Below are 12,763 nucleotides of genomic sequence, written 5' to 3' on the forward strand. Positions count from 1 at the left end.
TATTAAAAAAAGACTAGCATTTGCTAGTCTAAATGTTTCCTATATTCTCTTTGAGCAAAAAAGAAATAAACGATGCATGCAACAATATAAAATAGAATAAACAAGCCTACTTTTCGTAATGAACCATCCATAAAGATTGTATTATGAAATGTATATAACGCAACCGCACTATGCATACTTCCTACTATAATTGGCGCAAAAAATAGCATACATAATTGCCAGCGAGAAATCTTCCACACTTCTTCTCTCGTCATTCCAAGCTTAGAAAGCGCCCCGTACTGCTTTCGATCCGATGCAATATTATGAAACCATTTAAAGTATACGATACTACACGATGTAAGGAAAAATAATATACTAATGAATGAGCCTACAAATAGAGTAATATCGCCGCCCTTTTTCATAGTTACATAAAATTCCATATTACTTCGAAATGCATGATCTTTATCTTGTTTCATATGTTTCCGTAAATCTTCATTTAATTCTTTCGTATTTTCGATACTTGGTAATGTATAGCCTCTATATATCATTTTTTCAGAATCAGGAACCTGATTTGCTATACTGTCAAAGTCTTTATCATTCATGACGAAGAACAGACCGTTAATGTGCGAAGGATGATAGTTAAATTGGACCCCTTCCTTTTGACCGTTAAATACGAAGGAATAAGTTTGATTCATTACTTGTAGTTGAATCTCTTTTTGATCATATACATTCGGATGATTGTATTTATTATAATAAACAAGTGTGACTGTTCCTTTTTTAGGATGATACGTTTTCTGTTTTTGTTTTCTTGCCTCCTGATTGTATTCACTTTCTTTAATGAGTGGCGCTACTTCTGTTTCTCCCTTATTGGTCTGAAAAGATGCATACACTCCAACAAAACTCATAAATTGAAAATCATCATATCCATATTGATGCAGTAATTGTTCAACCGTACCTTCCTCAAAGACTTCATGGGTAGAAACACCTTTTTCTATGTATGAAAATGAGTGTGCGCCCCCATCTCGCCACATATCTTGCATGCTAGAAAAATATAAGAACACCGTACCTGTTGCTGTAACTACAAATGTCGTTGCCATAGAAAGCATAAAGAAAAAGCGACCATTTTCCTTCATTCGATGTGACAATTGATTCACTATAAATAAATACGGATATGTATACATAATCTTTTTATTTCGTTTTATTATTTCTAATATTTGAGCAGTGCCGTGTGTAAAAGAAAAATACGTTCCGAAAGAGACAAGTATAGACACAGGGAAAAAATAGACCGCTATCGTTAGTATGGTCGCTTGTAACGCTAACGCATATCCTATACCTAAACAAATAAATCCGAATATACAAAGCCACATTGATGTTTTCTTCTCTTTTTTATCTGCTCGAAATTCTTTCAATAACCGAATGATTTTTATATTCCATATACGTAAAGCACTTATAAATGATAAGACAACAAATACGACCATATACGCAATAAATGTTCCCCCAATTGCTCTCAAGTCAAATATGACAGGGAGTTCTTTCGGAAGCCCCAGTAACATACTAAACACCATAAAGAAGAGCTTTAAAAAAATCATGCCAAGCCCAATACCAAAAATATTAGCAAATACCCCGATCAACATTTGCTCGGTCATAATTACGCCAATTACGTTAGATTTCGTTGCTCCCATTAACATATATAATCCAAATTCTTTCTTACGTGCCTCTATGAAAATAGAAGTAGAATACAAAATAAATATGACGAAAAAAGAAATGATAATAACATTACATATGATCAGTCCCCAGCGTACGTTTTGATACCACATCGTCTCTTGCATATACGGATGTACAATGACGGACATGTATGCAAAAGACGCAAATATCGCAAAACAACTACTTAAGAAAAATACTTTATAATTACGCCAATTTCCTTTTATATTTTGCAGCGCTAGTTGCCGAATGTTCATCTATCGTCCTCCTGTAACTTACTACATAGGCAAAAAGCTAGAGGTTCCCCTAGCTTTTTACGTGTTTTAAATATCCTCTTTGCGCGATCATAAAGTAAATCGCAGAAGCTAAAATGTATGCTCCAATTACAAGCGCACCTGATTTCCATAAATCGAGATAAAGCATTTTTCCTAACGTATGAAGAGCAAATCCACTATGAATAGCGCCGATGACAATTGGGATAAAGAAGATAACGCCCATTTGTCGAATTGCAATTTTACGAATTTCTTTATCTGTCATACCGATTCTCTTTAACGATTTAAATTGAATACGATCTTGTTCTTTATCGTTAAACCATTTAAAGTATGTCATACTACAAGCGAAGAAGAAGAATAGTACAGCTACAAAGAAACCGATGAACATTGTAATTGCACCACCTTCTCTTATAGCCTTATACGCAAACACTGAATTTCTCAATTCCCCTTGCTTTTCTGGTGCAATTTCCTTTTTCAAATCTAGCACAAGATCTTCGGTGCTTTTCCAATCTTCAATATAATAACCATAATATTTCGTCTTTTCTTCATCTGGTACAAGCTTTGCATATTTCTCAAAGTCTTGATCATTCACAATAAGATATTCGCTATCGTTAAAAACAGAATATGACGTTGGCTCGTTTAATTGAACAGACTGCTTTTGTCCGTTAATCTTAAATTCATACGGTTTCGTACGATCTATTTTCATAAGTTCATTTGCTGCATCAACCATAACCATCGTCGCGCTACCTGGTGCATTATGAACCTCTGTAATTTGCTCTTTCTTTTGTTTACGCACTTCCGCGTTATATTCTTTTTCTGAAATAATCGCCATTGGTACTTCACGTTCACTGTTAAACAACATTATTTTCTGTGTTGCAGGTAGTTTTACATAGGTTACTTTTCGTGCATCTTCAAACCCATTTCTTTTTACAATCTCTTGTACTTTTTCTTCATTAATAAGGCTATGCGTATTTAATCCCTTTTCCTCATATGAAATAGCATGTGGCGTAAGCTCTATCGTTTTCGCACTCATATTTTCAAAATATACGTACAGTGTACCTACTGCTGAAGATACTACCGCCGTAATGATAGAAATTACAAATAAAAAACGAGCATTATCCTTCATTTTATAAATAAGATTGCTAAGTACGAACATATTTGGGTATGTATAAAAAGATTGTTTTCGTTTTTGCAATGCTTTTAATACAACTGTACTTCCTTGTGTAAATAGTAAATACGTTCCGCCAATGGTCAATCCTACAATTGGTAAGAAATATATAATAAAATTCATAATGGTTACTTGGAAACAAAGAACATATGCAGCAATAATACATCCTATACCAACTATGCATAACCATGTAAATGCAAAAGGCTCTACTTTTTGCTTTCTTGCTTCTCTTAATAAATCAATAATTTGCAAGCGCCCTACTGTCCAAACACTAAACAATGATAGGATTAAAAAGAGAATAAAGTACACACCAGCTGTAATAAGAACTGCTTTACTATTCCATACGAGCGGTAGTGTTTTATCAATTTTTAGTAATACACTCAGTGCTTGGAAAAATAGTTTTGAGCAAAGCATTCCGACCCCAATACCAACTACAATTGCAATACTACCTAACATCAGTTGCTCTAATATAATCATTCGGCCGAGCTGCGATTTCGTTCCGCCTATTAATGTTAGTAGACCAAACTCTTTTTTTCTTGCTCGTAAAAACGTTGAATTTGCATATAAAATAAAGAGTGCCGAGAAGATGACGACAATATAATTCATCGATTCTAACCCTTTTGAAATCATCTCCCTCATACTAATATTACCGCCTACAACATCTGGATGATAAATGAAGGAAGCATACATGAAAAATACGACTATCGATAAACAACTACTTATAAGAAACGCTTTATAATTACGCCAATTTCCTTTTACATTATTAAGCGCGAGCTGGCGAAAGTTCATGATATTCTCCTCCTAGCATCGCAAGTACGTCCAGAATTTCTTGGAAAAAGGCTTGCTTCGTTCTTCCTTTATGAATTTCTGAGAAAATCTCTCCATCGCGAATGAAAAGAATACGTTCGCAATAACTCGCCGCTACTGGATCATGCGTTACCATTGCAATTGTCACTTTCTTTTGTTCATGTAAGTCTTGCAACGCGCTCATTAATGATTTTGCCGACTTAGAATCTAAATTTCCTGTTGGCTCATCTGCTAAAATTAGCGTCGGTTCATGAATGATCGCTCTCGCAGCTGCTGCACGTTGTTGTTGGCCACCTGATACTTCATATACCTTTTTATTTAAAATGCCCTCGATATTTAAAAACTTTGCAATCTCAAGCACTTTTGCATCGATTTCATTTACAGATTTCTTCGCCATTACAAGTGGTAAAATGATATTTTCTTTAATCGATAACGTATCAAGTAAGTTAAAATCTTGGAAAATGAATCCTAAATGTGTACGGCGAAACTCCGCTAATTTTGCAGCACGCATTTGATTAATTTCTTCCCCATTTACAAGCACATGACCTGAAGTTTGCTTATCAATTGTTGCTAATAAATTTAAAAGCGTTGTTTTTCCGCTCCCTGAAGGACCCATAATCCCTACAAATTCGCCTTCTTCTATTTTAAAATTTATATCATTTAAAGCAGTCGTTGCTACTGAACCTTTCGATTGGTACACCTTCGTTAATCCTTTTACTTCAAGAACACTCATTTCTAATCCCCCTATGTGTTTTCTTCTTACATTTACTATAAGAAAAATAAGAAAAAGAAACGAGTGATTTCCCTTACAAAACGTTTTGTTATCTTACAGTTTTGTCATTTTTCTCATTAATGTATGATATTCTTCATCTTTTGCAAATTGGAACGTGAATGTTGTCCCTTCCCCTTCAGCCGATTGCACATACATACCGTGATGTAAATTATCACAAATTTCCTTCGTAATATATAAACCCATTCCAGTCGCTTCTCTCGTTTTCCGGCCATTTACCCCTGTAAAGAATGGATCAAATATACGCTTTACATCTTGCTCTGGAATACCGATTCCATTGTCCTTAATATGTAATAACACCTTTTGATCTTTCTCTTCAATTTGAAATTGAATTTCCTTTTTCTCTGCTTCCGAAATTTTTGTATACTTAATTGCATTTACAACAATTTGTCCTATAGCAATACTGAGCCATTTTCTATCAGAGGCAACCATACAAGTATCTTCCTCAAACATCACTTTCGGAAATACAGACGATTGAATGAAAGACTTTCTATTTTCATTAATAATACCTCTAATAATATCTATCACATTTACTACTTCTACTTTATAATCTTTCGCAAACTGTTCTAACCTTGCCATATGTAACGCTAAATCTAAACCATTTAGTATGCGATTATTTTCTTCACGAATACTTTCAACTGTTGCCCTTGCTTCACGATGCTCTTTACCAAACTTCTGTAATAGTAACTCAATAACAGATACCGGTGTTTTCATTTGATGAATCCATTGGTTCATAAATATCATTTGCTGTTGTTCTTTTGCATGTTGTTTATGAACTTCATTCATATATTGCTGTCTTAATAGCGTAAACGATTCAACGACCATCTCTTGCTCTGCCGTATAAGAAGTATCAATAAGTAAGGAATCATGTAATGTATTTCCGCCAGTAACATACTTTTCAATCCTCTTTAAAAACACACTCCGTTTTCGGTAATCGTAAATGAGATATACAGTAAAAACAACTGTCCCTAATAAAAGTCCGTATAACCACGTATTCCAATCAATAGATCGCTTTTCTAAAAGACTTTGCAACTGCAAAACGAGCCCAAATAAACAGAGGCTAACAATGTAAGAAAGAATTAAAGAAAAGCGGTCCATGAGGTAATCTTTAACCTTCATGGCCTTCTCCCCACTCTGTAAGAAGCGCATAACCGTATCCACGTTTCGTTACAATTGCATTTTTAATGCCTAGCTCCTCTAGTTTCTTTCTTACACGTTTTACATTTACGGTTAATGTATTATCATCAACAAAAGCTACCTCATCCCAGAGGGCTTCTAACAATTCTTCGCGCGTTACATATTGATCTGCTTGTTTCATTAAACACTCTAATAAGTAAAATTCATTTTTTGTCAGTTCTGTTTGTTGCCCTTGCCACTCAACAACGTGCTGAGATGGGAATAACAACAGTCCATTTACACCTAAACAATCGCTTTCTGCCGTGGAAGCATATTCACCATACCCACGACGAAGTGCACTTTTTACCTTAGCCATTACAATGTCTAAATGGAATGGCTTCGTAATGTAATCATCTCCGCCATTTTCAATTGCCATTACTTGATCCATTTCCCCCGTTCTTGCAGAAACAAAAATAATTGGTGCATTCGATACAGTGCGGATTTGACGACACCAATAGAAACCATCAAAATACGGTAAATTAATATCAAGTAACACGAGATGTGGATTTACTTTTACAAACTCATCTTTTATATGTCGTAAATCACTTGCTCGAAATGACTGATAGCCATACCTTTCTAAATGCTCCTCTAATATCCCCGCGATTTTTTCATCGTCTTCTACAATTAATATTTTATACATGTTCACTTTCTCCCCATAAAAAGTTCTTATAAAACCACTTCTTTTTCTATTATAAATTGAAAATTTAATTAGTGGGGATTTTTTCCTGTATAAATCAGACTTTTACGATATAAAAAAGACTGCCATATTTCGGCAGTCTTAGTCGATAAATTCAAATTCATATTCAAGAATTTTTACAATATCTCCGTCTTTTGCACCACGTGCACGAAGCGCTTCATCAATACCCATTCCGCGCATTTGGCGAGCGAAACGACGTACAGATTCATCACGTGAGAAGTCTGTCATCTTGAATGTTTTCTCGATATCGTAACCAGAGATAACAAACGTGCCATCACTTTCACGTGTAATGTCAAATTTAACACCTTCAGTCTCAAGTTTGTACATTACACTTGTATCAGACTCATCCGCAACTTCATGTATTGGGAATTCAGGTGTTGTTTCTAATAAGTTCGCTACTTCAAATAGTAAATCACGAACACCTTGTTTCGTTACAGCTGAGATTGGGAAGATTTTTACTTCGTCTCCCACTTTCTCTTTAAATGCTTGTAAGTTTTCTTCTGCATCTGGCATATCCATTTTGTTTGCAACAACAACTTGTGGACGCTCCGTTAAGCGAAGATTGTATTCTTTTAATTCATTATTAATCGTTACGTAATCTTCATATGGATCACGGCCTTCTAAACCAGACATATCAATTACATGCACGATTACACGTGTACGCTCAATATGACGCAGGAATTGATGACCAAGTCCAACGCCGGCATGTGCGCCTTCAATTAGTCCAGGAAGGTCAGCCATAACGAAGCTGCGGTTATCACCTGTTTCAACAACACCAAGGTTTGGAACGATTGTTGTAAAGTGATACTCTGCAATTTTCGGACGTGCTGATGATACGACAGATAATAATGTAGATTTACCTACACTTGGGAATCCAACAAGTCCAACGTCTGCTAGTACTTTAAGTTCTAGAATGACATCACGTTCTTGACCTGGTTCCCCATTCTCAGCAATTTCTGGCGCTGGGTTCGTAGCTGTTGCGAAACGTGAGTTACCACGGCCACCGCGGCCACCTTTTGCAATTACAGCTGTTTGTCCATGTGTTACTAAATCCGCAAGAATTTGACCTGTTTTTTCATCTTTTACTACCGTTCCTGGCGGAACTTTAACGATTAAATCTTCAGCTTTACGACCGTGCTGCCCTTTACTCATTCCGTGCTGACCACGATCAGCTTTGAAATGACGTTGGTAGCGGAAGTCCATTAATGTACGTAAGCCTTCTTCAACAACGAAAACAACATCTGCACCTTTACCACCGTCGCCACCTGCTGGACCACCTTTTGGAACATACTTCTCACGACGATACGCAACCATTCCGTTACCACCGTCGCCGCCTTTTACATATATCTTGACCTGATCTACAAACATTATTTCACCACACTTTTTTCAATTGGTTGTAATATAACTGAGACTTCTTCGTCTCTTACTGTATAAGAAATGGAATACCATTTATTGTTTTGGTTCGCAAGCCAATTCTGTAGTTCTTCTACACTCGTTAGCTTACCACGAAAATCAAAAAAGAAACGAGCATTCTCCGCGTCACATTCAATTGTGATACAAACATAATTTTCAACATATACGTCTAAACTATGCTGAAGCATTGAGAAAAATTGATTCGTCCATGTACATACAGTCTCATCTAAGTGAGATAAGTTATGTAAATTCCCTAATACTTCGTACTCCAATAAGCACGGCTGCTGTTTCCAATTATATGTTAAAATCCACTCTGAAAATAAAGGCATTGATAGCCCCATCAGATTGGATTCTTGTCTCGCTTCTTGGACAAAACGATCGATGAGACTATGAATTTCTTCCACTTTTCCAAGGGAAAGGTTTCCTTTCACCATCTGCATACGATTGAGCCAATCATGTCTTGAATGGCGCAATGCATCTATAATTGTCCATTTTTTATTCATTTAGATACTCCTTAATATAGAAAAACTCTAACCTGCACTCAGGTTAGAGTTTTCCGTGAGTTCTTATGCTTCTTGAGCAACAGGATATACGCTCACTTGTTTGCGGTCACGGCCAAGACGCTCGAAGCGTACTACGCCGTCAACTTTCGCGTATAAAGTGTCATCGCCACCACGACCAACGTTAACACCTGGATAAATTTTTGTACCGCGTTGACGGTAAAGAATTGAACCACCTGTAACCGTTTGACCATCTGCGCGTTTAGCACCAAGACGTTTTGACTGAGAGTCACGACCGTTCTTTGTACTACCTACACCTTTCTTAGATGCGAAAAACTGAAGATCTAATCTTAACATACGTTACACCTCCTGCACTTTTTCTATTAAACGGATATACTTTCCGTAATCAAGTTCGATCGTCTTAAGCGAAACAACCAATCCTTCTAAAAGTATCTGTGCTTTTTCTGCTGTATGAACGTCTAAATCATTAGGCAATTCATACGTTAAGAATCCACCATCACTTCCGAGTTCAATAGTTGCCTGCACATTACAAAGTTCTTCCACAGCATTTATGGAACCAAACACAACCGCTGTAGTTCCAGCACAGACAAGATCTTGTCCATGTGGCGCATAATCGGCATGTCCAGTCATTTTAAATGATTGGATACTTCCTAATTTCGTGCGACTTATCGTAATTTTAATCATGTTAACCAGAATTAAGCGTTGATAGCTTCAACAACTAGCTTAGTGTAAGGTTGACGATGACCTTGTTTCTTACGATTGTTCTTTTTCGCTTTGTATTTGAAAACGATGATTTTCTTAGCGCGACCGTGTTTTTCAACTTTCGCAGTAACTGTTGCACCTTCTACAACTGGGCTACCAACTTTCACGTTTTCGCCACCAACGAAAAGAACTTTGTCAAAAGTAACAGTTTCACCAGCTTCAACATCTAATTTTTCAATGTAGATTTCTTGACCAGCTTCAACTTTGATTTGTTTTCCACCTGTTTCGATAATTGCGTACATACTTGCACCTCCTCTTAATTACTAAGACTCGCCAAAAACGAGGTAGACATAAATGCCTTTAAGGAACCTGTCTTGTGCGGTTGTAGCATATAGCCGTTTAGGTGCTATAAACTATAACATAAAGATGTTATCATGAATCATAGACTATTGTCAATGAAAGTTCTAATAACTATTTTTTCCGTTCTATAATTTCTTTTTTACTTCCAAAACGGATAATAGCGTACTTTTCGATCATATCATCTTTGAAATAAATTTCAAATGGAATATTTTTTTGTAATTCTTTTTGCAAAAATTGTTTTTGCAGTTCTTTAGGTGCAGAGATTAATACCGCCTCATCTTCTATATTTCCATATGTAATTAGCTCTCTCTCTAGCTCATACGCAATCGTTTCATATGACATCACATACCCTGTCGCTTTACACGGTGCACACTCTTCAAGTAATACGTCACGTAAAGAATGTTTTTTACGTTTACGCGTCATCTCTAAAATCCCTAACTCTGTAAACCCAAGCACCCTTGTATATGTACGATCATGTTGCATAGCAGCGATGAGACATTCTCTTATTTTTTCTTTATCTTCTCTTCTTTTCATATTAATAAAGTCAATTAATATCATACCACCAATATCACGCAGTCTTAATTGACGCGCTATCTCTTCAGCTGCCACTTCATTTGTACGAAGGACTGTATCTTGTAAATTCTGTTTTCCAGTAAACTTACCCGTATTCACATCAATTACAGTCATCGTCTCCATTTGCTCCACAATTAAATAAGCGCCATTCGGGAGCCACACAATTTTTTGAAGTGCTTTCTCAATTTCACGCTCTATTCCAAAATGGTTAAACATTGAAGATTTTTCATTATAAAAGGACACTTTCTCTTTACCAACTTTTTCTTCTAACTCTTTTACTATACTTCTTGTATCTACAATTACTTTTTCAATCGTTTCAATCGGATTCTCTTGAAATACACGATCTAAAAAAGTCGCCGGTCGATGAAGTAGTAACGGTGCCTTTCCTTGGCCCTCTTTTCTTTTTAACTCTTCATATAACTGCTGTAACCTTTGCATTTCAGCTTGTATTTCTTCAATTTCTCCTTTTTCAGAAGCAGAGCGGAAAATATAACCTCCTGTCCCTTCCACTTCAATTTGGAGTAGTTGTTGCCTTCTTTTATTGTTTTTTATTTTCCGAGAAACCGCGCGCATTTCATCATATGGCATATAAACGACATATTTCCCGGTAAATTCTATGTTCGCTGTCAATTTTGGCCCTTTCGTATCAATTGCCTCTTTCACAACTTGTACGAGTACCGCTTGTCCTTCATGTATTCGATAAGAAGATGGTACATCATCGTACGAAAGATACGCATGTTTTTCTAAACCGATATTTACAAAAGCTGCGTTCATTCCAGCAATCGTTCTTACGATACGTCCAACATAAATATGCCCAACAATCTCTTGTTCTTCATTTCGTTTCCATAAAAACTCAACAATTTTCTTATTCTCTTCAATTGCAACGCGTTTTTCCGATCCAGCGTAGTTCATATATAACGTTTTCAAAATACTTTCCTCACTTTATAATCTTCTTTGCTTTTACAATAATAAAAGGTTAGTGCTAACGTCAACACTAACCGATTAATTCTTCAACAGATGAAGTTGTTCGTTTTTCAGTAAAATACGCATAAAGCAATTCATTTTCATCCAATGTGTAATGTTCTTTATATTTTCCGCGGACGATAATAGAATGCTTATAGCCTCTACGAAATTTTGTGAATATCTTATATAAATGATCTTCTGATTGCACCTCAATCGGTGCAATCTTTTCAATTCCTCTTTTGTTCCCATAATAACGTTCTAATAAAAAACGCATAAAGGCATACCGTCTTTGCTTCCATTCTTGATATAACGACACCGCTAAAAATATGAGTAGTACCCACATCATAATATTGTTACTATTCCAAAGTAACTGCCATCCTAGTATGACACTAAAAAAAACACATGATAATTTCATCATCTTTTCATGTGCTTGTAAATAAGGAAAACGATATGATAGTACGTTAAACAATACTTTTCCACCATCAAGAGGCCAAATAGGTAGTAAATTAAACGCTAAAATAATTATATTATTCCACATAAAGAAATAATATAATTCCGCATGAAGCCAACCAGCTTCAAACAACATATAGCCTACCGCCATCATCCAAATATGTTGAATAGGTCCTGCAATTACAACAACTAGTTCCTCTTTCAATGATTTATTCCCATGTTCCTCAAGCTCAGCCACACCACCAAACGGCAAAAGTTGAATCTTCTTAATACGCCAATTATAGTGTGCCGCTGCAAAAGCATGCCCAAGTTCATGGATGAGAACGATACAAAATAACAGTAGTAACTCTTTAAAACGTGCCGTGAAAATACCAATGACAATAATAACCCAAAACAACGGATGTACTGAAATCTTTGTTAAAACATCTCTATATTTAATCAAATGAAATCACCTGAATCGGATCAATAAATTTTTCGTCCTTTTTTATTGCGAAATAAAACTTACCATTTTTATTATTCGCATCATTATTCACTGTTCCAATTTTTTGTTTCTTTGAAACATAATCATATAATTTCACTGACATATCATTTAAATTTGCATACCATGACTCCGTACCATCTGCATGCTGAATTTGAACTGTATTACCAAGTTCCTCTTTTTTGCCCGCAAAAACAACTAGCCCCTCATTCACTGACTCAACAGTTGCATTTGTAGCTGTTTGAACAAATACACCTTGGCCATTTTTTTGAAACCCTTGCATCACCTTTCCGGAAGCAGGAATGGCATAATCTTTTTGCTGAATGGTCCCTTCTTTTTTCTCATTAGGCGAATAGAACACGAGAGGTTTTCCAAACTGTTTTTCGTACCATTTCGCTACAGTAGCAAATTGAAATTCTTCTTTCATCACTTTTTCTGTAACAGCTTTCGCACCGTCAAAAGAAGAAGGTGCATTCTTATATAAAATAGCGACAGAAAGAACTAATATTGCTGATAACAATACTTTGAAGAAAAACACTTCTTTTCGAAATAAAGGATGAATTTCCTTTTCTCCATCTTCAATAAATACTGTTTCACTATCAAAATTCCCTCCAGCAAAATACTGCTCTTCCTCCATCCTTTCTTGCTCTGCCTTCCTCTTCGCAATCCGTTTTTTAATTTCTTCTACACGTCTATTCTTCATACTGTCTCCT

At 35.9% G+C, this 12,763-nt stretch carries 13 protein-coding genes and 1 other annotated feature; all 13 genes read right to left on the minus strand.

Annotation, left to right across the window (positions count from 1 at the left end; genetic code table 11):
- Positions 1–23: 23 nt before the first annotated feature.
- The gene (locus ACTFR9_RS14595; RefSeq protein ID WP_229136249.1) at positions 24–1,937 is read right to left on the minus strand and encodes an ABC transporter permease; all 1,914 of its coding nucleotides are present in this window, start codon (positions 1,935–1,937) and stop codon (positions 24–26) included.
- A 49-nt stretch (positions 1,938–1,986) separates the two neighbouring features.
- Positions 1,987–3,909 (minus strand): ABC transporter permease, encoded by a 1,923-nt coding sequence (locus tag ACTFR9_RS14600; RefSeq protein WP_001011383.1) that lies wholly within the window; start codon positions 3,907–3,909, stop codon positions 1,987–1,989.
- A complete protein-coding gene (locus ACTFR9_RS14605) occupies positions 3,884–4,660 on the minus strand; it encodes an ABC transporter ATP-binding protein (RefSeq protein WP_000114533.1) in 777 nt (258 codons plus the stop codon). The genes ACTFR9_RS14600 and ACTFR9_RS14605 overlap by 26 nt, the downstream gene beginning before the upstream one ends.
- Before the next feature lie 93 nt (positions 4,661–4,753).
- Positions 4,754–5,836: a HAMP domain-containing histidine kinase gene (locus tag ACTFR9_RS14610; RefSeq protein ID WP_000864967.1), complete on the minus strand. Its 1,083-nt coding sequence runs from the start codon at positions 5,834–5,836 to the stop codon at positions 4,754–4,756.
- Positions 5,826–6,533, minus strand: a complete 708-nt coding sequence (locus ACTFR9_RS14615; protein ID WP_000276718.1) for a response regulator transcription factor — start codon at positions 6,531–6,533, stop codon at positions 5,826–5,828. The genes ACTFR9_RS14610 and ACTFR9_RS14615 overlap by 11 nt, the downstream gene beginning before the upstream one ends.
- A gap of 138 nt (positions 6,534–6,671) precedes the next feature.
- Positions 6,672–7,958: a GTPase ObgE gene (gene obgE / locus ACTFR9_RS14620; RefSeq protein ID WP_000497115.1), complete on the minus strand. Its 1,287-nt coding sequence runs from the start codon at positions 7,956–7,958 to the stop codon at positions 6,672–6,674.
- Positions 7,958–8,506, minus strand: coding sequence for a sporulation initiation phosphotransferase B (locus ACTFR9_RS14625; protein ID WP_001037006.1), 549 nt, complete (start codon positions 8,504–8,506; stop codon positions 7,958–7,960). The genes obgE and ACTFR9_RS14625 overlap by 1 nt, the downstream gene beginning before the upstream one ends.
- Before the next feature lie 63 nt (positions 8,507–8,569).
- Positions 8,570–8,860: a 50S ribosomal protein L27 gene (rpmA, locus tag ACTFR9_RS14630; protein ID WP_000944958.1), complete on the minus strand. Its 291-nt coding sequence runs from the start codon at positions 8,858–8,860 to the stop codon at positions 8,570–8,572.
- A 3-nt stretch (positions 8,861–8,863) separates the two neighbouring features.
- Positions 8,864–9,208 (minus strand): ribosomal-processing cysteine protease Prp, encoded by a 345-nt coding sequence (locus ACTFR9_RS14635; protein ID WP_001993153.1) that lies wholly within the window; start codon positions 9,206–9,208, stop codon positions 8,864–8,866.
- Between the two features lie 11 nt (positions 9,209–9,219).
- Positions 9,220–9,528 (minus strand): 50S ribosomal protein L21, encoded by a 309-nt coding sequence (rplU, locus tag ACTFR9_RS14640; protein WP_000270908.1) that lies wholly within the window; start codon positions 9,526–9,528, stop codon positions 9,220–9,222.
- Between the two features lie 14 nt (positions 9,529–9,542).
- Positions 9,543–9,620: a sequence feature (ribosomal protein L21 leader region), on the minus strand.
- A gap of 77 nt (positions 9,621–9,697) precedes the next feature.
- Positions 9,698–11,086, minus strand: coding sequence for an Rne/Rng family ribonuclease (locus tag ACTFR9_RS14645; RefSeq protein ID WP_000855455.1), 1,389 nt, complete (start codon positions 11,084–11,086; stop codon positions 9,698–9,700).
- A 67-nt stretch (positions 11,087–11,153) separates the two neighbouring features.
- Entirely contained in the window at positions 11,154–12,014 is an 861-nt protein-coding gene (gene spoIVFB / locus ACTFR9_RS14650) for a stage IV sporulation intramembrane metalloprotease SpoIVFB (RefSeq protein WP_000599049.1), read from the minus strand.
- Positions 12,007–12,753, minus strand: a complete 747-nt coding sequence (gene spoIVFA / locus ACTFR9_RS14655) for a stage IV sporulation protein SpoIVFA (RefSeq protein ID WP_001973734.1) — start codon at positions 12,751–12,753, stop codon at positions 12,007–12,009. The genes spoIVFB and spoIVFA overlap by 8 nt, the downstream gene beginning before the upstream one ends.
- Positions 12,754–12,763 lie beyond the last annotated feature (10 nt).

This window comes from Bacillus cereus group sp. MYBK222-1, assembly GCF_051916425.1.
Classification (GTDB): domain Bacteria; phylum Bacillota; class Bacilli; order Bacillales; family Bacillaceae_G; genus Bacillus_A; species Bacillus_A paranthracis.